Raw genomic sequence first — 20,875 nt, 5'->3', positions numbered from 1 at the left:
TATGGAACATCGACATTCAGCAGATAAACAACCCGGTAAAGCGGATCCCCACATGCAGATGAACGGGCGTAATCACCATGCGATGATGATAGCAGATTTTAAGAAACGCTTTTACGTAGTGCTGGTTCTCACCCTGCCCATCATGCTTTTATCCACAATGATCCAGCACTTCATCGGGGTGAACTGGTCGTTCAATGGGTCTTCTTATTTTTTATTCGCACTTGCTACAGTTGTTTTTATCTATGGCGGCTGGCCTTTTTTCAAAGGTCTAATAGAAGAAATAAAAAATAAAAATCCGGGTATGATGTTTTTGGTGGGCTTTGCGATCACCGTTGCTTACGCCTATAGCGTAGCCATTGTCTTCGGGCTAAAAGGGATGGATTTTTTCTGGGAGTTGGATACGCTTATCCTGATCATGCTTTTAGGGCATTGGATTGAAATGCGCTCTATAATGGGTGCATCAAAAGACCTGGAATTGTTAATACAGCTAATGCCTGCCGATGCGCACCTGGAAAAAGACGGAAAGGTACACGATGTGACAACAGATACGCTGAAAGAAGGAGATGTCATTGTTATTAAGCCCGGAGAAAAAGTGGCGGCTGATGGCATCATCGCCGAAGGTGAAAGTTATATCAATGAATCAATGCTCACCGGGGAGTCAAAGCCGGTTAAAAAACTCAAAGGCGATAAAGTTATTGCCGGATCAATTAACGGCAATGGTTCCTTTAAAGTTACGGTATCACACGCGGCAAAGGATTCTTATTTGTCACAGGTGGTCAAATTGGTCGATGATGCCCAAAATTCAAAATCTAAAACGCAATTAATGGCAGACACTGCCGCCAAATGGTTGACCTTTATCGCTTTAGGGACTGGTATTACTACGTTCTTGTTTTGGTATCTGACGGGACATCCATTGGCATTTGCGATGGAAAGGATGGTGACGGTTATTGTGATATGCTGTCCACATGCGTTAGGGCTGGCTGTGCCATTATTGGTTGCCAAATCAACCGCCTTATCTGCCAAAAATGGCCTGTTGATCAAAGACCGGACAGCATTTGAAAATTCAAGAAAAATCACCACTGTGGTATTTGATAAAACCGGCACACTGACTATAGGAAAATTTGAAGTGTCGAAGGTAGTGTCCTTAAATAAAGAGCTTAAAGAAAATGATATCATCCGGCTTTCGGCGGCGCTGGAGCAAAAATCAGAGCACCCTATTGCGACAGGGATTTTGCAAAAAGCAGTTGACCTTAAAATAACTGCCCCATCAGCCGAAAACTTTAAAGCTATTACCGGGCAAGGTGTTGAAGCGATGGTTGAAGGCAAAAAGGTACTGGTTGTTAGTCCCGGCTATCTGAAAGAAAAACATATTGATGTACCCGAGGGGTTTAAATCCAATGATACGGAGACAGTCGTTTTTGTGATTGTAGATAAAGCGTTAGCGGGCTACATCGCCCTGTCCGATGAGATCAGGCCGGAATCGGCAGGTGCCATTAAAAAATTAAAGGAAAATAAAATAAAGTCCATCTTACTTACCGGAGATAACACTAAAGTAGCCGGAAGCGTGAGTAAAACCTTAGGAATGGATAGTTTTTTAGCAGGTGTTTTGCCGGATCAAAAATTGGCGAAGATTAAAGAATTACAGTCAAAGGGAGAATTTGTCGCCATGACCGGTGACGGAATAAACGATGCCCCCGCCCTGGCACAGGCAGACATTGGTATTGCGGTGGGTTCGGGCAGCGATATAGCGGCAAACACTGCCGGGATCGTTTTGGTAAACAGTAATCCTGATGATGTAGTCAATCTTATCTTATTCGGCAAGGCTACGTATCGTAAAATGGTCCAAAACCTAGTTTGGGCCACGGGTTATAACGTGATCGCGCTCCCATTGGCCGCGGGAGTACTTTACAATCAAGGCATTGTATTGAGCCCGGCAATTGGCGCTATGTTAATGACCGTAAGTACTGTAGTAGTGGCCATCAACGCCAGTTTGTTAAAAGTAAAAACCATATAGCACAAATACCCGGCTGCATTCTGTTCAAATCAAATTGTGATAAAAATCATATTTTCAAATGTCTATCGTCACGTGGTAACTAAAATGTAACACGCACATTTGAAACATTCAGTATGAAATTAAAGCACAAAAACGTGGAACGCAATATTAAGAGCCTTATAAATTATAACATAGCAGCCACAGATGGCATGATTGGTGAAGTGGAAGAATTTTACTTTGATGACCAAAGCTGGAAGATACGATACCTCGTCATTAAAACTGGTAACTGGCTATCCGGACGAAAGGTATTGATCGCGCCGTATGCCCTTCTTAAACAACCCTGGCAAGATGGTTTCTTCCCAGTTAATTTAACAAAGAAACAGATCGAAAACAGCCCCGATATTGATATCGATAAACCGGTATCGCGCCAGCAGGAAATAGAACTATATGGCCATTACCAATGGGAAAGCTATTGGGGGAGCGGCTTTTACGGTGGCGGTTCCTTAGGTGTGAGTATGCCGTTCCCGGTTTTAGATCAAAAGGTTTTAATTGAAGCCGACAAAAAGGATAAACATACTGACGACGACATCCATTTACGCAGTACGGGAAGCATAACAGGCTACCATATTCATACGACCAACGGAGAGATCGGCCATATCATTGATTTTATCGTTGATGATCAAACCTGGCAAATTAAATTTATCGTTATAGATACCCATAACTGGTTCGGAGGCAAAAAAGTATTGATACCGGTAGCACACGTTAAAGAAATAAATTGGAGCGAAAACAAAATACACCTTGATATAACCTCCTCTGTTGTTGATAAAAGCGTTCTTTTCAAAGAAGCCGATTACCCGCAAGTTCAAACAGTCAATTAATGAAGGATAAAGATATATTGCACGGCCTTTACGTCGAATTGGTCAAGTTGCAAAAGGAGATCATCGCTTCCGGACTTAAATTACTTGTCATTTTAGAAGGGAGAGATGCAGCCGGGAAGGACGGTACGATTAAAAGGATCGTTAAGCATTTAAGCCCGCGGGAAACGATCGTGGTGGCATTAGGAAAACCTTCTGACCATCAGGAAAAGGATTGGTATTTCCAGCGATACATCGCGCATTTGCCTGCCTCAGGAGAATTGGTTCTGTTCAACAGAAGTTGGTATAACCGTGCTGGAGTAGAAAAGGTAATGAAGTTTTGCACTCATCAACAATATAAATCATTTTTTAAAGAAGTTGAATTATTCGAGGAAATGCTGGCTAACGCCGGTTTTATTATTGTGAAATACTACCTCGATATCAGTAAGAAAGAACAGGAAAAGCGGTTTGATGAACGAAAAAAAGATCCGCTTAAACAGTGGAAAATAAGCCCTATTGACGAGGCTGCAACCAAACATTGGAAAGATTACTCCGATGCGAGGGATGAAATGCTACTCAAAACCGATTTTAAGCACGCCCCCTGGTTTATCGTTAGCGCGGATGACAAAGACGACACGCATATCAACCTGATCACGCATTTACTGAAGCGTCGCGATTATAAGCACAAAGATGACAAGGCTTTATCACACGCTTGTGACTTTGTTTATCCGGCCACGCCTAAAAACATAAAGGAAAAGCTATTCCAATAATCCCAAACTAAAAAATGAAGGCTATTTTAAAACATACGGACGAGAAATTGAATTGCGGCAAAATTGTTTCGGTACGGGGCAGCGTTATAGATGCCCGTTTTGACCACTCTCTCCCTGCCGTTTATGCCCTGCTCCATGCAGGCGAACAACGGGAAATTGCCATCGAAGTGCTTTCACAATTGGATGAGCGCACCGTAAGGGGAATAGCGCTAACACCTACCCAGGGGCTTGCGCGGGGTATGCAAATAGAAACTGACGGAAACGAATTAATGGTGCCGGTTGGCGAACGTACGCTTGGCAGGATGTTCGACGTGTTCGGAAATACTATTGACCATTTGAAACCATTGGCAGAAGGCGAAAAACGGAATGTCCACCAATCGCCTCCACCATTAGATAAAAGGGCGACTAATTCGCAGGTTTTTGAAACAGGTATTAAGGCAATAGATGTATTGATACCGTTGGAGCGTGGCGGCAAAGCCGGTTTATTCGGTGGAGCAGGCGTAGGCAAAACAGTTTTATTAACGGAAATGATCCACAATATGGTGGGACAGAATAAAGGGGTTAGCATGTTTTGCGGCATAGGCGAACGCTGCCGTGAAGGAAACGAGCTATATGAAGCGATGAAGGATGCCGGGCTGCTTAAAAATATGATCATGATGTTTGGGCAGATGAATGAGCTGCCTGGAGCCCGTTTTCGGGTTGGGCATGCTGCTTTAACCATGGCCGAATATTTCCGGGATGATGAGCATAAAGATGTCTTATTATTGATCGATAATATCTTCCGGTTTATCCAGGCTGGTATGGAGGTCTCAGGTTTAATGGGGCAAATGCCATCGCGTTTGGGTTATCAGCCTACACTGGAGACGGAATTGTCGGCCCTTGAGGAAAGGATCGCTAATACAGATGCCGGGGCAATTACTTCTATACAGGCGGTATATGTACCGGCCGATGACCTAACCGACCCGGCTGCCGTTCATGCGTTTTCGCACCTTTCGGCAACTATTGTGCTTTCGCGCGAAAGGGCCAGCGAAGGCCTTTATCCATCTATTGATTTTCTGCAATCTAATTCAAAAATGGCTACGCCGGGAATTATTGGCGACCGGCATTACCAGCTCGCCCAGCAGATCCGGCAAACGCTGGCACAATATGAAGACCTGAAGGATATTATTTCTATGCTGGGTATGGAGCAATTGTCAACAGGCGACAGGCTCGTTGTAAACCGCGCCAGACGGCTGGAGCGGTTTTTAACACAACCCTTTTTTGCTACAGAACAATTTAGTGGCGTAAAAGGAGAAGTGGTTAGCTTGAAAGATGCGCTCGATGGTTGTGAACGTATTTTGGCAGACGAATTTAAAGACTTGCCTGAAAATGCTTTTTATATGATCGGAAATATAGACGAAGCAATAAAGAATAAAGGCGTCAATAAGGACGGCCCGGTTGCCACAAAACCTGTGATCAAATAGAAGCGAAAAATATGGACCTTAAGATATTACTTCCCTATAAAGTTTTTGCCGATGTAAAAAACGTCAGTAACATCGTTGCAGAGACAATCGAAGGGTCTGTTGGCTTTCTGCCGCAAAGGCTGGATTGCGTTGCGGTACTAGTCCCTGGTATTTTCAGTTACAAAACAGACAAGGTACATTATTTAGCCGTGGACGAAGGCCTTTTTGTAAAAGCCGGGTCGCAGGTACTGGTTTCCGTTAGAAATGCGGTTGGCGGCGTTGAGCTAGGAAAATTAGCCGAAACGGTAAAAAATGAGTTTAAGAATGCAGATGAAAATGAAGAAAAAGTTCGGCATATGGCCTCACAACTGGAAAGTGGGTTTCTTTCCAGGCTAAAGAAATTTCAACAGCTATAAAATGGCACAACCGGAAAATGAGGCCGACTTTTTTGGCCGGATGATCTTGACTAAGGAAAAAAGAAAATTAAAGGCCCTCGACGAAAAAAAAAGAGCGGAGTGGTTTGGTTTTGGCATGTTCGGTATGGTAGGCTGGTCGGTTACCGCGCCAACTTTTTTGAGCACAATGGGCGGAATTTGGCTGGATAAAAATTATCCCCAATCCTTCTCATGGACAGTAACCTGCCTGATAACAGGCTTGGCGGTAGGTTGTATTATCGCCTGGAATTGGGTAATAAAAGAAGATAAATAGTATAAAATAATTTCATGATGATAGTAGTAGCATTAATAGGCGGATTTATATTAGGCATCCTGTTTTTTGGCGGTTTATGGCTGACTGTAAAAAGAACTTTAGGTTCGCCATACGTTGCATTATGGCTTTTGGGAAGCTCACTGATAAGAACGGGTATTGTATTAACCGGGTTTTATTTCATGGCCCAGGGCAGTTTGTTACAATTACTGGTAAGTGTCGCCGGGTTTATTGCGGGCCGCCTTTTAATTTTAAGGCTTACCAGGCAGATCGAGCAAAAGCAAGTTATCGTAACAGAAAGCAGCCCATTATGAATTTAACGCCAGATCAGACCATATTTTGGAGCAATGGTTTTATCACCATCAACCTCACCATCGTCACTACGTGGGGTGTTATGTTATTTATGGTGATCGGTGCCATACTGATTACGCGCAAGTTGAAAACTACGCATAAAATTTCCCGATGGCAGTGTATCCTCGAAATGATCGTAACGGGCATCAATGAACAGATCAAAGAAGTCGGGCTCGAAAACCCCGAACAATACATTGGCTTTATCGGTACACTTTTTCTATTCATTGCCATGTGTAACTTCTGGATCGTTTTACCCTGGTATCAGCCGCCGACAGGTTCCCTTTCCACCACTGCCGCATTGGCGATCGCCGTGTTTTTGGCCGTGCCTTTTTTTGGCATTCAAAAGAGCGGCTTCTTCGCCTATCTGAAGACCTACATCAAGCCGACTTTCATCATGTTGCCTTTCAATATCATTAGCGAATTATCAAGAACGCTGGCACTGGCCATCAGGTTATTTGGGAATATTATGAGCGGTGGAATGATCATCGCCATTTTGTTAAGCATATCTCCTTTATTTATTCCTATTGTCATGAAGGCCCTTGGCCTCCTTACCGGGATGGTACAGGCCTATATCTTTAGTATCCTGGCTACGGTTTATATCGCGGCAGCGGTACAGGAAAGCATCAAAAAGAAAAAATTAGTAAATAAAAGCACCAATTAAATAGATAAAAATGGATAATGTATCAGTAATAGCAGTAGCATCAATTATTACAGCCGGCCTTACAACAGGCATCGGTTGTATGTTCCCGGCATTAAGTGAAGGTAAGGCGGTAGCAACCGCTTTAAGTTCCATAGCGCAACAGCCGGACGCGGCGCCCACTATAACCAGGACCCTGTTTGTCGGCCTGGCCATGATCGAGTCAACAGCCATTTATTGCTTCGTGGTTTCCATGATCCTGATCTTTGCAAACCCATTCTGGACACACATTATTGCTAAATAACACACCATGCAAATTAATTGGTTTACGGTAATCGCGCAGATCGTCAATTTCCTGGTGTTGGTTTGGCTGATGAAAAAATATCTCTATAAGCCTATTCTGGCGGCTATTGATGAGCGCGAAAAAAAGATAGCTGCTGAGCTTGCGGACGCCAAAAGCAAAATGACTGAGGCAAAGAAAGAACAGGATGAGTTTCAACAAAAAAACAACGATTTTGATAAGCACAAAAAGAAGCTGATGGACCAGGCAACATCAGATGCTGATAAGGAACGGGAAAAGCTTTTGGATACTGCAAAAAAGGAAGCTGCGGGTGTAAAAGAAAAACTGGAAGCAGCATCAAAGGAATTACAAGAAAATTTGAGCGATGAGATCTCAAAGAAAACACAGGATGAGGTTTTCGCTATCGCAAAAAAAGCCCTCGCCGAATTAGCTTCAACTGACCTTGAAGAACAATTCGTTCATGTTTTTATCAGGAAGATAAAAGCGATCACTGACAAAGATAAAAAACAGTTCATCGGCGCTTTCCATTCGGATTCGGCCCCGATAGCGGTTAAAAGTGCTTTTGACTTAGCTGAAAAGGATCAAAAAGGCATACGATCCGCAATTGCGGATATACTTGGCGATGATGTTAAATATGAGTTTAAAACGGATCCTAAAATGATCAGCGGGATCGAACTGGCAGCTAAGGGATACAAACTATCCTGGAGCTTAGCCGCCTATGTCAATTCACTGGAAAAGAGTGTAGCGACGACAATAAACAAAACGCATCAAGCTGTAAAGCAATAACAATATGCCTTCAAGTACTTTAAAAAATAGTATAACTGACACTTTTCACCAGCTGGATAAGGGTTTGGCGGAGCACGTATTCGCATTCGCACCCCGCGAGGTTGGCTATGTGACCAGCGTGGCCACAGGTATTGTAAAAGTTTCGGGATTGGAAGGTACCGGCTTTGAAGAACTGCTTAAATTTTCGGAAGACCTGTATGGTATTGCCTATAATTTGGATGAAGATGAGATCGGCGTTATCCTGCTTGGTGAAGATACCTTATTGAATGCCGGAGACGAAGTAGAGCGTACCGGACGGGTGATGGATATCCCGGTAGGCGACCATATGATTGGCCGGGTAATTGATCCCATGGGAATACCTATTGATGGGAAAGGCAATATCGCAACCAACAAAAGGTTACCCATTGAACGGCCTTCGCCCGCTATCATGGACCGAACAGCCGTAAATGCGCCTTTACAAACCGGCATAAAAGTTATTGACGCACTAATTCCAATTGGCCGTGGCCAGCGTGAACTGATCGTGGGCGACCGGCAAACCGGCAAAACACAAATAGCAATTGATACCATACTTAACCAGCAAGGAAAAGATGTGGTTTGCATTTACTGTGCTATTGGGCAACGCGCTGCCGCTGTCGCCAAGGTTATCGCCAACCTGGAACAAAAAGGTGCTATGGATTATACCGTAGTTATGGTGGCCGAAGGTAACCATGCTGCGGGATTGAAATATATTGCGCCTTACGCGGCAACCAGCATAGCCGAACACTTTATGGAAGAGGGTCGTAACGTGCTCATTGTATATGACGATCTTACGCATCACGCGCGGGCTTATCGTGAACTTTCGCTGCTGTTACGCAGACCACCCGGACGAGAAGCATTTCCGGGTGATATTTTTTATATTCACTCCAGGTTGCTGGAACGGGCTACGCACCTGAGCGCTCAATTAAAAGGCGGATCGCTGACGGCCTTACCTATTATCGAAACTGAAGCGCAAAATATCTCCGCTTATATCCCGACCAACCTGATCTCGATTACCGACGGACAGGTCTATCTTTCACCCAAACTATTTGAAGCGGGTAATTTACCGGCAGTTGATGTGGGTAAATCAGTTTCCCGTGTCGGGTCTGCTGCACAGTTACCCGCCTACAAATCTATTGTCAGCTTGAAATTACAATACGCGCAATTTGAAGAGCTGGAAAACTTTTCTCGCTTTGGCACCCGTCTGGATGAAAATACTAAAAAGGTGATCGATCATGGCCTGCGTATCCGATGTTGCCTCAAACAAAACGAATTGCATCCCTTAACGGTTTCAGAACAAATAGTCGTATTATTGGCTTTAACGAATGGGCTTTTTGATGCTATACCCGTAGATAAGATCGCCGATGCCGAAGCGGTTATTCTTAACGCTATGGGACAATTTCCTGCCGAGGTGCTCAAACGGCTTTTTGATGACAAACCTTTAAACGACGCAGACCATGATACGATCCTGAAAATCGCCGGCGAACTTCTTGCACCTTTTGACGAAAAGTCGGAATCGGATAAATCAGAGCCGGAAAAACCAGAGCCTGATAAACCCTCGAAGTAATGGATACGCTGGAAGATCTGAACCGGAAATTGGATGGTGCAAAAGATATCAAATCGGTTGTTAAAGCCATGAAGGCGATGGCTGCTGCCAATATTTCACAATATGAGGCGGCGGTAGCTTCACTTGGCGATTACTATCATACCGTTACACTAGGTATTAAGGCTTATTTAAAAGCGGAAAAAATACTAACGGTAATTGAAAATCCGGGAGCTGGAAAAGATGAAGATCAAACAGTTTGTGTTATTGTCTTCGGATCGGATCTTGGGCTGGTAGGCCAGTTCAATGACCTGCTATCCGGTTCCGTGCAACAATCTTTGAATGTTATTACCGGTAAAAAGGAAATTTGGGTAATCGGCGAACGTATCCAGGCGCTTTTAGCAGACGCAGGGCTTAATATTACGAAGTCTTACGCTGTTCCTGTTTCTATTGATGCGGTTACGCCGTTAATTCAAAGTCTTTTGATCGAAATTGAAGAAATTCGTGAAATCAGGAATATAAAGCAGTTTTATGTATTTCATAATCAGCCCAAAACCGGGTCGAGCTATGAGCCGGTTTTGCAAAGGTTATTGCCGCTTGACGAAAAATGGATGCAGGATCTGATGGCTATACAATGGCCGACAAATACTATACCCGAAGTTATTGGCAATACGGTGACCACTCTAAGCGCACTTATCAATGCCTATCTATTCGTTTCGGTATTTAGGGCAAGTACAGAGTCATTGGCGGCAGAAAATGCGAGTCGATTGGAAGCGATGCAGCGGGCGGAAAAAAGCATAAGTGATATGCTGGAAAACCTGGGGAAGAAATTCCAGAGTTTGCGCCAAAGAATGATCGACGAAGAACTTTTTGATGTCGTTTCGGGATTTGAAGCTTTAAAGAAAAAGTCAAACAGATAAATGGTAACAAAATAACATTACAAAACATGAAAAATCAATTTGAAAAGCTAAACAAGCAAGAACGACTACTTTTATTTAGTGCTCCGGCTTTGGTGTCGGTGTTGGCAGCAAGCGAAGGAAATAAAATTTCAAAGCCAGATAAAGCAGACGCGATTTATCTGGCACATTTAAAGACGTTCACCGCAGCGTTTCTACTTTTGCCATATTATGATGAAGTATACAAAAACTTTAAACTCAATTTCAACAATATAGTCGATAAATATTCGCCGCTCAATAATCTCAGCCGGGAAAAATTGAGGGAGGAGATAAATACCGCAAATATTGTAATTGACAAGCTTGATAAAACATTTGCACTTGCACTCCATAAAAGTCTGCAAGATTATGAACAACATGTAAAGCACGCTGATATGGGATTAGTTGATTTTATAATTCCGGTACCTGTACCAGGAATAACGGATTAAAAAGTCAAAAAATCAATTCGAAACCCGTCCGGTTAGTAGGAGTATGATCATCAATCATTAGTTCCGGGCAGGGTGTCTGGAATTTCCATTTTGGCTACACCGATCCGGTCATCCGCCATCCCATAGTAAACATCGATACGGTTGGGTTGACCAATGTCGTCGCGTCGGTCTATACCTGTCGGGAACACAACATTGCCGATAGTTCCGATGGTTTCCTCCGGTAATTCCGGAACTAATATTGGATTAGGTGAACGATAAAGTATTTTCTGCGGATTTTTTTCTGAAAGTATCATCACCCCGGCAGAATAGCATAATTTTGGTTTAGCAGCCGTTGATCCCTTCAATTCATGTACACCGTGATACATGACGAGCCAACCATGTTTGGTTAACAAAGGTGGCGCTCCAGCACCTATTTTCAAATTCTCCCAGGGTTGTTCCGGAAGAGCTAAGCGATGGTTGGACGTGAATTTGGCATATTGGATGGTAGTGTCTTCTCCTAAATTATAATAGGAGATCCAAATACTCTCCTTATGTGAATCTATTTCCCGGTTTTTATGTTTAACAGTTTCCTCGGGAGTTGTGCCTGGAAAAAGCGGGCGGTGCAACATACCGATAGAAGGGTGTCCGTGAGGGCTTGGAATAACTAAAGGGAAGACGCTGCCATCTTTATTATTAATGCCATTAAAGTCCACGTGCTTATATGAAAGGTACTTTACCAGCCCTAAGCGTTCCCAATTAAAAAGGTCTTTTGACCTGGCCACAGCAATGCGCGGCCCATCCGGCCCGAAGGCGGTATAGGTCATGATATAATGCGCTAAAGGTTCTACATAAGTTACCCTTGCATCTTCACAGCCACCTCCACCGTTGGGGCGTTTTTCGTATTTGACTTCAGGCTGTAACGCTATACCCAAACGTTCTACGCCAATAGGCTCCCCGGATTTATTAAATTTCACTCTCGCTATACCTATACGGGAATAATTGTTTTTTGCCACCAAACGCGGGAAAAGGTATAGGGCACCATCCGGTCCACGGGTTGCTGCCGGGTTAAGTACCCCTTCGGTCTCCAATTCATTGCCCGGTTCGGGCTCCATTATGGTGCCGATGCGTTGTAGCTGGAATGGGATCATGATTTTTTGCTTTTATCTTTGCCGGGAATGGCTATTTGCAACAAAGTAATTTGGCCGTCGGGTTGAATCTCGCATTCTCCTAATTCAGCAGGTAAGAGCATCACGTCACCTTTACCGATCTCGTGATTTTTTGCATTAAATACCACATTTCCGGTTCCCTCTATACCAACTAAAATAGTAGGCTCGTTATTGACGCCCACTTTAAACAGCGACTTGTATTTCATGCGCCATAATATGAAATGCTCGTTATCAAATAATTTTTCGGTATTTGACTGTTTAGCATCAACAACCGGCTTTGCCGGCCCAATATTAACCTGTTCAAAATCAATACAGGCAAGCGCCTCATCCACCTGAAGGTCACGTGGTTTACCAGTTTTAGGATCAGTTCGATCCCAATCGTAAAGCCGGAAAGTAACGTCACTATTTTCCTGTACCTCGAACACTACCGTTCCCCCAAGTGTGTGTACCGTACCAGAATGAATAAACACAGCATCTCCCGCTTTAGGTACAAAACTATGCAGCCTATCAGCTACACAATTGTTTTGAATAGCGGCACGTAAATTTTGCTGGTCAGTGCCTTCTTTTAGCCCGGCATATATGCGGCTATCGTTACCTGTTTCTAAAACCACCCAGGCTTCCGTTTTTCCAGTGTCACCTTTAGGTATATAGCTTTTTTGATCGTCTGAAGGATGAACCTGTACTGACAAAACTTCCTTACAATCTAAGAATTTTAACAAAAGAGGAAAATAATCAAAACGGTCAACAAGTATTCCCATTAGTTCTTTGGGAAATTCTTTCATCAATTGAGTGATGGTATAACCCTTTAAGTTTCCATTAGTAACCTTACTGGCATGGTCTTTTCTGTCGCTCAAAATCCATGCTTCGCCAATTGGTTCCTCCTTTGGCAGTGGTTTAGACAATAAATGCGCTAATTTTCTGCCACCCCATAATCTATATTGATAGATGGGCTCGAATTTTAAGGGGTACAATGCTTTATCCATGTTTTGTAGTAAGCTTACTTATTGAAATAAGTTTCGATTTATTGTAAGATAAGAGAATGATCGAACGGAACTAACCATAAATTAATGAAATGTTAGTATCCACAGTTATAGTAACAGCCGTGTCGGGATTAAGTAAAACTGCTATAATGTGCACGCCTGAACCGCAAGATTATTAATTTACAAACGAAACATTTGTTTAAATGGACTTTATATAAATAAAGTTAACCTTTTAATAACAGCGGATTGGGGACGAACCCTAATAAATAGACCAATAATTGTTTCTATCAATAGCTGATCTATAAAAAAGATACCGATAAAACAATCTTCCATTTTTTTGCTTCTACCAAAGAGAAATCATCCCGTTCTGCTGTCATCAAAGTTGATGGATTCAAGGACAGCACTCGTACTGAAGAATTCCATAGGAAGCCTAAAAAAGAAAAATGTTGCCTTAAAGCATCAAATCAAGCAATTAAAAATCTTCGATCAGGTATAGGTCAACCTGGCCAGTAACGCAGTTAATTAAGCAGCAGGCTCCTTCGAGATCATTATTGACACCTTACATAAGAATGGCAATACAAATATTGTAAGTGATTTTGGCAAAGGCATCGCGCCCAAAAGACCGCTTTATTCAAACAAATAAATTACAAAGTGATGAGTATAGACAAAGAAAATACTGATAAGAATAAAGACTTGAAAGTAAAACGGAAAAGAACGACCAACCCACCTATCAACGATGGCATGAATACTCCGGTTCCGGATAGTACAGTGATTCCCATTATTTCTAAAAGTGAAGAAGCATTATATAAACAAGCTGAAAATCCCTTGGGTGATCCGCATAAAATTTAATTATTTGTAATGCTGCCTTATTTTCTATGTTGCTTTTTGACGGCATTGAACGCGTCTCCAACTTCAGCGACGGCGGCCAGCAATTTACTTTTAGTGGTTTTCAATTCCAGTGTCCAAAAGTCAATAGCATAGTCGTCGGAAATATCGACACTTCGGTTGTCTTTGATACCAGAAGCACCACTTCCTTTAGCCTAGGCAATCGCAAGTGAAATTTTTAATGTATCAGTTATTGCCTGTAAGGCACACATAACCATCAACCTAAAGGTAAAAAGTTAAACTATTAAATTCACGGGTTTGATTGAATTTTAAAAAAGTTTCTGGAAAATTCTAATCTATACCACTGATTTAAATTTTTTAGATAAATTAGAGTCAGTAACACAAGATTAATTTTATTGATACTTTCTTTGAGGAAATTTTATTTACGTCGATTGCACTGCAAATTTTCTTGAAAAATCAGTATCCAGCTTTTCTACAAGTTCCCTACTAATTTTTCACAGATTCCTATCGTATACTTGGAATAAAAATGAAAAAGATCGCAATGTTATTCCTATTGTTAATAATGGTAGGTTTTGTAAAAGCGCAGGACTTAAAATCGAAAAATGTACCTGCCATCATTAAAACTGCTTTGTCAAAAAAGTATCCTGAAGCAGCCAAAGTCAGTTGGGAAAAAGAGAAGGGGAATTATGAAGCTAATTGGGGAGGTAAGTCCGGCGAGGATAATTCGGTGACATTCACCCCGGCAGGAACATTTGTAGAGATCGTAAAAGCTATTCCAATAACTGAATTACCTGAGGCAGTGGCTTCTTATGTTGCTGCACATTTTAAGGGTGCCAAAATTAAAGAAGCTGGGAAAGTGACCGATGCCGAAGGCAAAACCAGCTACGAAGCCGAGGTAAAAGGCGGCGACCTGATCTTTGATGAGAATGGCAGGTTTGTAAAAAAGGATTAAGCATTGAAAAAAAACTTTGTTTGGTATCTTTCAGGGGCAATTACTACTGGCTTCCTATTACTTACTGCATTGGTCTTTGTTGACCCATTACCCATGATCGACCGTGAATTTTCAGAGGAAGTGCAGGAACACCATAACCTCCTTCTTGACCATGCCATGAAGTTCATTAGCTGGTTTGGGGACATACCGGGTTTAGCCATACTCATTGGAGGTACAGCTTTGCTGTTCTTAATATATAGCTATAAAAAAGAAGCTTTATTCATCGTGCTAACTGGCCTTTCGGGGCTGGTTAGCACCTTGGTCAAGCTGCTGGTTAACCGTCCACGCCCTCTTCCTTCTTTGGTGAGGGTCATCGAAAAAACACAACAGCAAAGTTTCCCTAGTGGCCACGTATTGTTTTACACGGTATTTTTCGGCTTTCTTCTCCTGCTCATGCACAGGTTGGATGATTTAAACAAAAAATTACGCATCCTTATTTCCTTCGTTTCTATTTTTCTCCTTTTCACCGTTCCGGTTTCCCGCGTCTATTTGGGAGCTCATTGGTTCACAGACGTTTTGGCAGGATTGTTTCTGGGCCTGCTTAGCCTGGCCGGGCTCAGCTTTTTTTATTTAAGGGTCAAGGACTATAAAACACAAATCCGGGAATAATCTAAATAATAGTTTGGGGCGGATATATTAGATGTTTATTTAGATATATCCAGAGCCATTTCGCTTTTTTATGGTAGGATTATAATGTTTAAATTTGAGTTTATAAATCTGCCCGCCTATGCAGCACTTAAAAGAGTTTTTAACCCGCATCCAAATTTTCGACTTACGGATTATTGAAGACGAAATTTATATGGATTGGGGAACAGATGAAAAGAAGCATGTCAAAACCTACGACCTGACCCACCAAACACCGTATTACGATTCCTTTTCTTACAGGAGCGAATTAAGGGTATTGAAAGACATGGCCTTTATTGACCTGTTGACCTTAGACAAAGAACGTATCCAACTACAATTAACCGAACTGGATAAAGTCCGTAACCGCTTCAAAGAGTTTTGGAATTACTACCATGATCACTATTCCGAGATGGTACGGGTTTATAACCGTTCTTTTATTATTTCCGTCCGGCTGGAATATTTATTTATTGTCAACGGTCTGCAATCCACCAACGCGAATATTGAGGTAAGCGGTAAATTCGGTGAAGACTTGGGCGAATCGGTCAAGCTTCGGGAAAAGTTCTTAATGGAACTAATTAATGCAACTGCAACAGCCATTAAGCCCAAAAGATCAGAAGCTGAATTTAAAGAATGGCTGGATGCTGAAAGAAAAAAAAAGGAAGCAGAATCGGAAAAGTCTGAAACCACTGACGTAACAGTAATCACTCCTAAATCCGAAACACCATCCGTGCCGGAAACAGCCGTCGATCCTGGACTAAACGTAGAACAGTTAACTACTGCTAAAATAGTGGGTTACTATCCGACTTTTAAGGAGGGGGTAGCCGGCCAACTATTTAATTTATTAAAAACCTATTTTGCTCCGGAAGATCATGCCGTGCTGGAAGAATTATTGTTACACGACGAAGCCCCTGTAACGCCTTTGTTATTCAGGGGTTCCGCTACTCAACTGGCCGATGCCTTTAAACAACTCAAAGAAGCCAATCTGATTGTAGGCTGCCGTATGAGCGACCTCGAAAGATGGATAGCACCGAAATTTTTATACCTGTCCCCACAATCCGAACCCAGGGAATTACCCGAGGGTTACCTCAATGGGCTGATGTCCACTAAAGGCCGTCCCTGCAAATCCCCCATCCTTAAAATCGAACGAAAGGAAGACACGTTTTTTATTCTGCCCGCTCCCAGCAACAAAAAATAGCAAAAAAATGAGGGGGTAGGTGCAGGGTTACCGCTTACCTACTTGTAACCCTGCAAACCAAGCCCCTACCATTGCAGCATTAAACAAAATTAATGCGCAATGAAAGATACACTCACCTTTGACCAGTTACCCGAGGCGGTAACTAAGATGCAAGAAAAGCTGGAGACCATAGAACAGCTTTTACTTCAACGACAAGAACAGTCGCCGGAGCAGGACGAAATTATGCCTGTTATCCGGACTGCAAAATTTTTAGACCTTGCTGTTCCGACTGTTTACAGCAAAGTATGCCGTAAAGAACTCCCTGCTCATAAGCGCGGTAAGCGTCTGTATTTCTACCGCTCGGAACTCAACGAGTGGATCAAGTCAGGCCGGAAGAAGACCGCAGACGAAATCAGGGAAGAAGCCCTGCAGCATCTGACAACCAGCAGTAAAAAAGCTAAGCATTTTAAAGCCGATGGAGCGCATTAAGCCCGCTTGGTTCATCAATGGCAAGGCCATTGAATCAATCCCTTTAAAGGCGATCTTAAGCCTGTCAAAAAGCCAACGGCTTTTTGAACGCAGACCGATACACCCGCCTTGATGGTGGCGTATCGATAAGGCACCAATGGTGCCCATTGGAAAAAAAGAAGCGAGCAGATAGCAATACCGTGAACGGTATGCTGAAAGCCCGACACCCGCAGGCGGGTGTAAAACAAACCGGCGACAGGTCGCCGGAGATAACAGCGGCACCTCTGGTGCCACTATTTATACAGCCCGAGAATCGCTACAGCGATTCTCGGAGAACCGCGAAAGCGGCAGGCCGCTTTTGGCGGGGGCAGCACCTTTGGTGCTGCATCAACAGTTCCCGGCTGTATCGCGTAGCGATACAGCCGGGAGCGGAAAAGGCCCTTGGCCTGTAAGCGGAGCCAGCTATGTTTCGGCCCTGCCGAAACTCGCTGGCCCCCGCTCATGCTATCGCATTCGGGGGGATTTTTTTGAGGATTTTTTAACGAATTGAAGCTTATGAAAAGTGCAGTTGAAAAGACAATAGGTACCAAAGCTCAGGCTCCGGCGGGCCGGGCGAACCGGGGCGGCCGTCCAAGCGTACCGCATAAACGGCGCAGTAGTGTGAGCGTCATGTGTACGCTCATTGAGAAAAAAATCATCGAAGCCAACGCGAAGCGCGTAGGCATGAACGCATCCGTTTTCCTGCGGAACCTGGGATTGAATACGCGGATAGAGTTCAGGGTCAAGACCCTGCCTAAGCCGGTTTTGGAAATGCGTGGTACGCTCAATCATATCGCCGCCAACCTCAACCAGATCGCGAAGCGTCGCAATCGAGGCGATGACTTAAACGCAATGGAAAGAGCGTTGCTGGATCAGGATGTACGAAGCCTGCGGGGATTAGTAAAGAACATTAACACGTACGTATCATGATCGGTAAAGTCGGCACAGGTAAGAGTTTCCGGGGTGTGCTGCACTATCTTTTTGAGGGCAGGCGGCAGGAAAGCAAGGAATTGCAAATGCAGGAACTGGAGAAGAAGCAGGTCGAAGTCTTCGCTTATAACCAATGCTTCGGCACCCGTTTGGAACTGGTGCGGGAAATGATCGAAGTGGCAAAGCTAAACCCTGATCAATCAAAGCCGGTGTTTCACTTTTCGTTAAGCTTCGCCCATAGCGATGCAGGGAAGTTAGGCTTGCAGGATAAGATCGACATCGTGGAAAAGCTGGCCGAAAAATTTGATTTTAAAGATCACCAGTATGTGGTGGTAGCGCACAAAGATACCGATCATGAGCATTTGCATATCGTTGCCAACCGCATCGGATTTGACGGCAAAACAGCCAGTGACAGCAACAGCTATAAGCATGTCGCCGAGTTTGCCCGGAAAATGGAACTGGAATACAACATAGAAAAAGTGTTAAGTCCGAATAAGTTTTTAAAGCCGGAGCAAAGAGTTGCACGAGGCCAGCGGTTTGACAACCGCAAGGAAGCTTTAAAAAAGCACCTGCAAGTAGCGGTCAAACAAAGTAACAATGTGCAACAGGTCAAGCAATACATGGAGCAACGAGGCTACAAAGTAGAATTAGGCCGGGGTATCGCTTTTACCGACGCGCAGCACGTTCGCTTTAAGGGGAGCCAGGTCGGCTACGCCATGATGGATATTGAGAAGAAGATACAACAGGAACAGCTTTTACGTCAGCAGCAGGAACAAAACAGGCAGGCCCAGTTATTACAAAAGCAGCAGGAGGAATTAAAGAAACCACAACAGAAGGAAAAGGAAAAGCAGCAAGTACATCAACATACCTCAAGCATAGGCCGGTAACGATGTAAAATTAACAGTAAACAAATTTTATGAACGAATTAATCATGTCACCATGAAACCAAACGACGAAACTCCAATAGATGAGATAACTTTAACATCCGTGTTGAATGAGCACGCAACTGATTTAAAGGAGATCAAAAATTTTATCAAAGAACAACAGCAGCAGATCGATCAAAAAAATGCACTTATTGCAGAAAAGGATGATCATACTAAAAAACTGATCAGCAGCTTTGAACAGAAATACCAGAAGATTGAGGTCACCGTACCCGCACCAAGTATTTTACCCATTTCCAAAATTGCCAGTGAGGGAATGACGACCACGAGAATAGCCGTCATTCAGGTATTGAATGAGCTATTTTCTAAAAACAGGATTTTGGTATTGCCAGAGGACGCCGGGCATGGCTTTTTAAAGATCATGGCTAAGCGCAGCATGTACTTAATAGCTTTGGCTATCGTAGTCGGCCTCGTTAGTTGGTTCGGCTTCCGTAGCTGGTATAAGGACAGCTTAAATACCCGCTATCGTACAGCCTGGTACTGGAACTACTTAATAGCAGATAGCACTAAAAAGCAGAAATTACAGAACCAACTGGACAGTCTGAATATATCAGCGATCAACGGCTACCGTACAGACAGCATCGCCCGGTATTTGGAAATACAGACAACGGAATTACGGATTAAGCAACTGGAAAGGGAAGCGGACAGTCTAAAGAAAATGAGGGGCAAGCCATGAATTGATAACTTGAAAAATCGAAAGGAAGTGAAAAGCATACCAAGCAATTTATCGGCTACACGACTAATACAATTTACTATTTTTGAAAACTGATTATTTCTTGACTGTAATGCCATGAATTTAGAACGTTATCCATATAATAAAAGTAATGACTTTCAAGACTATGAATTTTATAGTGACGGGCCAAAAGGACGGATTAAAAAAATCGTCATGTTTACAAAAATCCCCAATTCCGAACCGCCAATTTATAATTTAGGATTTGGCGATCAAGACCTTAATTCAGGGGAAACAGATGATGTTGTAGTAAGTAATAACGAAGACAGGGATATAGTTTTGGCAACAGTGGCGAACACTATTGTCGAGTTTTGCAATCATTATGGCAATCATTATATTTATGCAAAGGGAAGCACCTTTGCACGTACGAGGCTATATCAGATTGGAATAGCGGGTTTGTGGGATGAAATTAGCAAGGATTTTGATGTATATGGCTTGAAAGATGATGCCTGGCATGTGTTTAAGCCCAACACGATCAATTACGAAGCGTTTTTGGTGAAACAGAAGTTAATTAATTATATTTGAATATTACGATATGAAAGGAGTAAGTATGCCTACTGTAGAAAAAAAAATAAAAACTATAAAAGGTTTTGGGCCCGGGATCGTTAGCGATAATGTTAAAAGCCACGCCAACGACCCATTCTTTATCAAAAAATTAGAGGAAGCCACGCAAACCCTTAAACGGGTGGGATTACCTGGTCAAAAAAAGAAATAACACCTAATACATAAAACGAAATGCCGGTTTTAAATCTGGCATTTTTGTTTAGTATATTTAATAAAGCTATTTCTTGTCTTTTAAAAGCTCAATTTTTTCTTTTTCACTGGCCAATAAACGTTCATAAAGTTTTTTATTTTCTTCAACTAACTCCATAATCTTATCAATTGGATTGAATGTTGGATAAAAGAAAACAGATGCCGACTGATCGTGATTATTAACAGTACTTGCGATTATATTGATTACAGCGTCTTCGCTGAAATTTTTTATAGCTTCCGCAGGAACGCCAAGTACCTTGGCAACTTTTTCTAAAACCTCATCCTCTATAGTTTCGCTTTGCTCCATACGTGAAACAGTCTGTTGGCTTACGCCTAATTCAACAGCAAGCGCTTCCTGTTTGATGCCCCGCATTTCGCGAATACGACCGATTTTCCTACCTATATGATTGTTTGATGGTTTAGCAGATGTTTCCATGACCAAATATACAAAGATTTTATATTGGTAAAGATAACAC

The 20,875-nt window shown here is 42.8% G+C and carries 28 protein-coding genes; 24 read left to right on the top strand and 4 right to left on the bottom strand.

What is annotated here, in order from left to right:
* Position 1 precedes the first annotated feature (1 nt).
* From EPL05_RS03365 to EPL05_RS03305, 13 genes are all read left to right on the top strand, one after another.
* Entirely contained in the window at positions 2-2,014 is a 2,013-nt protein-coding gene (locus tag EPL05_RS03365) for a copper-translocating P-type ATPase (protein ID WP_128532115.1), read from the top strand.
* A 113-nt stretch (positions 2,015-2,127) separates the two neighbouring features.
* Positions 2,128-2,871 carry a PRC-barrel domain-containing protein gene (locus tag EPL05_RS03360; protein WP_128532113.1) on the top strand — a complete coding sequence of 248 codons (744 nt, stop codon included), beginning with the start codon at positions 2,128-2,130 and terminating at the stop codon, positions 2,869-2,871.
* Positions 2,871-3,617, top strand: coding sequence for a polyphosphate kinase 2 (gene ppk2, locus EPL05_RS03355; protein WP_128532111.1), 747 nt, complete (start codon positions 2,871-2,873; stop codon positions 3,615-3,617). Before EPL05_RS03360 ends, ppk2 begins: the two co-directional genes overlap by 1 nt.
* 14 nt (positions 3,618-3,631) lie before the next feature.
* The gene (atpD, locus tag EPL05_RS03350) at positions 3,632-5,080 is read left to right on the top strand and encodes a F0F1 ATP synthase subunit beta (protein WP_128532110.1); all 1,449 of its coding nucleotides are present in this window, start codon (positions 3,632-3,634) and stop codon (positions 5,078-5,080) included.
* 11 nt (positions 5,081-5,091) lie between these two features.
* Entirely contained in the window at positions 5,092-5,475 is a 384-nt protein-coding gene (locus EPL05_RS03345; RefSeq protein ID WP_128532108.1) for a F0F1 ATP synthase subunit epsilon, read from the top strand.
* A 1-nt stretch (position 5,476) separates the two neighbouring features.
* Positions 5,477-5,767, top strand: coding sequence for an AtpZ/AtpI family protein (locus tag EPL05_RS03340; RefSeq protein WP_128532106.1), 291 nt, complete (start codon positions 5,477-5,479; stop codon positions 5,765-5,767).
* Between the two features lie 14 nt (positions 5,768-5,781).
* Positions 5,782-6,078, top strand: a complete 297-nt coding sequence (locus EPL05_RS03335) for an ATP synthase subunit I (RefSeq protein WP_128532104.1) — start codon at positions 5,782-5,784, stop codon at positions 6,076-6,078.
* Positions 6,075-6,776 carry a F0F1 ATP synthase subunit A gene (locus tag EPL05_RS03330; RefSeq protein WP_128532103.1) on the top strand — a complete coding sequence of 234 codons (702 nt, stop codon included), beginning with the start codon at positions 6,075-6,077 and terminating at the stop codon, positions 6,774-6,776. Before EPL05_RS03335 ends, EPL05_RS03330 begins: the two co-directional genes overlap by 4 nt.
* A gap of 10 nt (positions 6,777-6,786) precedes the next feature.
* On the top strand, positions 6,787-7,056 hold the full coding sequence (locus EPL05_RS03325) for a F0F1 ATP synthase subunit C (protein WP_128532102.1): 270 nt from the start codon (positions 6,787-6,789) through the stop codon (positions 7,054-7,056).
* A 6-nt stretch (positions 7,057-7,062) separates the two neighbouring features.
* Complete coding sequence (locus EPL05_RS03320) at positions 7,063-7,839, top strand: F0F1 ATP synthase subunit B family protein (protein WP_128532101.1); 777 nt, start codon at positions 7,063-7,065, stop codon at positions 7,837-7,839.
* Positions 7,840-7,843: 4 nt separating this feature from the next.
* Positions 7,844-9,421 (top strand): alternate F1F0 ATPase, F1 subunit alpha, encoded by a 1,578-nt coding sequence (locus EPL05_RS03315; protein ID WP_128532100.1) that lies wholly within the window; start codon positions 7,844-7,846, stop codon positions 9,419-9,421.
* The gene (locus tag EPL05_RS03310) at positions 9,421-10,317 is read left to right on the top strand and encodes a F0F1 ATP synthase subunit gamma (RefSeq protein WP_128532099.1); all 897 of its coding nucleotides are present in this window, start codon (positions 9,421-9,423) and stop codon (positions 10,315-10,317) included. Before EPL05_RS03315 ends, EPL05_RS03310 begins: the two co-directional genes overlap by 1 nt.
* A gap of 26 nt (positions 10,318-10,343) precedes the next feature.
* Positions 10,344-10,778, top strand: a complete 435-nt coding sequence (locus EPL05_RS03305) for a hypothetical protein (RefSeq protein WP_128532098.1) — start codon at positions 10,344-10,346, stop codon at positions 10,776-10,778.
* Positions 10,779-10,828: 50 nt separating this feature from the next.
* On the opposite strand, the gene EPL05_RS03300 is transcribed toward EPL05_RS03305, so the two are convergent.
* Together EPL05_RS03300 and EPL05_RS03295 are read right to left on the bottom strand one after the other, a co-directional pair.
* Positions 10,829-11,905, bottom strand: coding sequence for a glycoside hydrolase family 130 protein (locus tag EPL05_RS03300; RefSeq protein WP_128532097.1), 1,077 nt, complete (start codon positions 11,903-11,905; stop codon positions 10,829-10,831).
* Positions 11,902-12,906, bottom strand: coding sequence for a type I phosphomannose isomerase catalytic subunit (locus tag EPL05_RS03295; RefSeq protein WP_128532096.1), 1,005 nt, complete (start codon positions 12,904-12,906; stop codon positions 11,902-11,904). The genes EPL05_RS03300 and EPL05_RS03295 overlap by 4 nt, the downstream gene beginning before the upstream one ends.
* Before the next feature lie 648 nt (positions 12,907-13,554).
* Between EPL05_RS03295 and EPL05_RS03290 the strand changes: the two genes are divergently transcribed.
* Entirely contained in the window at positions 13,555-13,752 is a 198-nt protein-coding gene (locus EPL05_RS03290; protein WP_128532095.1) for a hypothetical protein, read from the top strand.
* Positions 13,753-13,769: 17 nt separating this feature from the next.
* Here the strand turns inward: EPL05_RS03290 and EPL05_RS24590 are convergent, their stop codons facing one another.
* A complete protein-coding gene (locus EPL05_RS24590; RefSeq protein ID WP_128533046.1) occupies positions 13,770-13,919 on the bottom strand; it encodes a DUF3606 domain-containing protein in 150 nt (49 codons plus the stop codon).
* Between the two features lie 356 nt (positions 13,920-14,275).
* Here EPL05_RS24590 and EPL05_RS03280 point away from each other — a divergent pair, with 356 nt between their 5' ends.
* From EPL05_RS03280 to EPL05_RS03235, 10 genes are all read left to right on the top strand, one after another.
* Positions 14,276-14,701, top strand: a complete 426-nt coding sequence (locus EPL05_RS03280; RefSeq protein WP_128532094.1) for a PepSY-like domain-containing protein — start codon at positions 14,276-14,278, stop codon at positions 14,699-14,701.
* A gap of 3 nt (positions 14,702-14,704) precedes the next feature.
* Positions 14,705-15,349 (top strand): phosphatase PAP2 family protein, encoded by a 645-nt coding sequence (locus EPL05_RS03275; protein ID WP_128532093.1) that lies wholly within the window; start codon positions 14,705-14,707, stop codon positions 15,347-15,349.
* A gap of 118 nt (positions 15,350-15,467) precedes the next feature.
* The gene (locus tag EPL05_RS03270) at positions 15,468-16,559 is read left to right on the top strand and encodes a hypothetical protein (protein WP_128532092.1); all 1,092 of its coding nucleotides are present in this window, start codon (positions 15,468-15,470) and stop codon (positions 16,557-16,559) included.
* A 99-nt stretch (positions 16,560-16,658) separates the two neighbouring features.
* Complete coding sequence (locus EPL05_RS03265; RefSeq protein ID WP_128532091.1) at positions 16,659-17,027, top strand: helix-turn-helix domain-containing protein; 369 nt, start codon at positions 16,659-16,661, stop codon at positions 17,025-17,027.
* An 83-nt stretch (positions 17,028-17,110) separates the two neighbouring features.
* Positions 17,111-17,458 carry a hypothetical protein gene (locus EPL05_RS03260; protein ID WP_128532090.1) on the top strand — a complete coding sequence of 116 codons (348 nt, stop codon included), beginning with the start codon at positions 17,111-17,113 and terminating at the stop codon, positions 17,456-17,458.
* A gap of 103 nt (positions 17,459-17,561) precedes the next feature.
* A complete protein-coding gene (locus EPL05_RS03255) occupies positions 17,562-17,975 on the top strand; it encodes a plasmid mobilization protein (RefSeq protein WP_128532089.1) in 414 nt (137 codons plus the stop codon).
* The gene (locus EPL05_RS03250) at positions 17,972-18,862 is read left to right on the top strand and encodes a relaxase/mobilization nuclease domain-containing protein (protein ID WP_128532088.1); all 891 of its coding nucleotides are present in this window, start codon (positions 17,972-17,974) and stop codon (positions 18,860-18,862) included. The genes EPL05_RS03255 and EPL05_RS03250 overlap by 4 nt, the downstream gene beginning before the upstream one ends.
* Before the next feature lie 52 nt (positions 18,863-18,914).
* Entirely contained in the window at positions 18,915-19,592 is a 678-nt protein-coding gene (locus EPL05_RS03245) for a hypothetical protein (RefSeq protein WP_128532087.1), read from the top strand.
* Between the two features lie 114 nt (positions 19,593-19,706).
* Positions 19,707-20,171, top strand: a complete 465-nt coding sequence (locus EPL05_RS03240) for a DUF6934 family protein (protein ID WP_128532086.1) — start codon at positions 19,707-19,709, stop codon at positions 20,169-20,171.
* A 10-nt stretch (positions 20,172-20,181) separates the two neighbouring features.
* Positions 20,182-20,361 (top strand): hypothetical protein, encoded by a 180-nt coding sequence (locus EPL05_RS03235; RefSeq protein ID WP_128532085.1) that lies wholly within the window; start codon positions 20,182-20,184, stop codon positions 20,359-20,361.
* Positions 20,362-20,427: 66 nt separating this feature from the next.
* On the opposite strand, the gene EPL05_RS03230 is transcribed toward EPL05_RS03235, so the two are convergent.
* Positions 20,428-20,835 carry a helix-turn-helix domain-containing protein gene (locus tag EPL05_RS03230; protein WP_128532084.1) on the bottom strand — a complete coding sequence of 136 codons (408 nt, stop codon included), beginning with the start codon at positions 20,833-20,835 and terminating at the stop codon, positions 20,428-20,430.
* Positions 20,836-20,875: the final 40 nt, after the last annotated feature.

This window comes from Mucilaginibacter gilvus (assembly GCF_004054195.1).
GTDB lineage: Bacteria > Bacteroidota > Bacteroidia > Sphingobacteriales > Sphingobacteriaceae > Mucilaginibacter > Mucilaginibacter gilvus.
Note: the sequence above shows the minus strand (reverse complement) of the source record. Positions and strands in the feature narration are given on the sequence as shown.

Bases quoted from the DNA above. Each gene is read 5' to 3' on its own strand.
- EPL05_RS03365 (WP_128532115.1), top strand. From the start codon at position 2: ATGGAACATCGACATTCAGCAGATAAACAACCCGGTAAAGCGGATCCC.
- EPL05_RS03360 (WP_128532113.1), top strand. From the start codon at position 2,128: ATGAAATTAAAGCACAAAAACGTGGAACGCAATATTAAGAGCCTTATA.
- ppk2 (WP_128532111.1), top strand. From the start codon at position 2,871: ATGAAGGATAAAGATATATTGCACGGCCTTTACGTCGAATTGGTCAAG.
- atpD (WP_128532110.1), top strand. From the start codon at position 3,632: ATGAAGGCTATTTTAAAACATACGGACGAGAAATTGAATTGCGGCAAA.
- EPL05_RS03345 (WP_128532108.1), top strand. From the start codon at position 5,092: ATGGACCTTAAGATATTACTTCCCTATAAAGTTTTTGCCGATGTAAAA.
- EPL05_RS03340 (WP_128532106.1), top strand. From the start codon at position 5,477: ATGGCACAACCGGAAAATGAGGCCGACTTTTTTGGCCGGATGATCTTG.
- EPL05_RS03335 (WP_128532104.1), top strand. From the start codon at position 5,782: ATGATGATAGTAGTAGCATTAATAGGCGGATTTATATTAGGCATCCTG.
- EPL05_RS03330 (WP_128532103.1), top strand. From the start codon at position 6,075: ATGAATTTAACGCCAGATCAGACCATATTTTGGAGCAATGGTTTTATC.
- EPL05_RS03325 (WP_128532102.1), top strand. From the start codon at position 6,787: ATGGATAATGTATCAGTAATAGCAGTAGCATCAATTATTACAGCCGGC.
- EPL05_RS03320 (WP_128532101.1), top strand. From the start codon at position 7,063: ATGCAAATTAATTGGTTTACGGTAATCGCGCAGATCGTCAATTTCCTG.
- EPL05_RS03315 (WP_128532100.1), top strand. From the start codon at position 7,844: ATGCCTTCAAGTACTTTAAAAAATAGTATAACTGACACTTTTCACCAG.
- EPL05_RS03310 (WP_128532099.1), top strand. From the start codon at position 9,421: ATGGATACGCTGGAAGATCTGAACCGGAAATTGGATGGTGCAAAAGAT.
- EPL05_RS03305 (WP_128532098.1), top strand. From the start codon at position 10,344: ATGAAAAATCAATTTGAAAAGCTAAACAAGCAAGAACGACTACTTTTA.
- EPL05_RS03300 (WP_128532097.1), bottom strand. From the start codon at position 11,905: ATGATCCCATTCCAGCTACAACGCATCGGCACCATAATGGAGCCCGAA.
- EPL05_RS03295 (WP_128532096.1), bottom strand. From the start codon at position 12,906: ATGGATAAAGCATTGTACCCCTTAAAATTCGAGCCCATCTATCAATAT.
- EPL05_RS03280 (WP_128532094.1), top strand. From the start codon at position 14,276: ATGAAAAAGATCGCAATGTTATTCCTATTGTTAATAATGGTAGGTTTT.
- EPL05_RS03270 (WP_128532092.1), top strand. From the start codon at position 15,468: ATGCAGCACTTAAAAGAGTTTTTAACCCGCATCCAAATTTTCGACTTA.
- EPL05_RS03265 (WP_128532091.1), top strand. From the start codon at position 16,659: ATGAAAGATACACTCACCTTTGACCAGTTACCCGAGGCGGTAACTAAG.
- EPL05_RS03255 (WP_128532089.1), top strand. From the start codon at position 17,562: ATGAAAAGTGCAGTTGAAAAGACAATAGGTACCAAAGCTCAGGCTCCG.
- EPL05_RS03250 (WP_128532088.1), top strand. From the start codon at position 17,972: ATGATCGGTAAAGTCGGCACAGGTAAGAGTTTCCGGGGTGTGCTGCAC.
- EPL05_RS03245 (WP_128532087.1), top strand. From the start codon at position 18,915: ATGAAACCAAACGACGAAACTCCAATAGATGAGATAACTTTAACATCC.
- EPL05_RS03240 (WP_128532086.1), top strand. From the start codon at position 19,707: ATGAATTTAGAACGTTATCCATATAATAAAAGTAATGACTTTCAAGAC.
- EPL05_RS03235 (WP_128532085.1), top strand. From the start codon at position 20,182: ATGAAAGGAGTAAGTATGCCTACTGTAGAAAAAAAAATAAAAACTATA.
- EPL05_RS03230 (WP_128532084.1), bottom strand. From the start codon at position 20,835: ATGGAAACATCTGCTAAACCATCAAACAATCATATAGGTAGGAAAATC.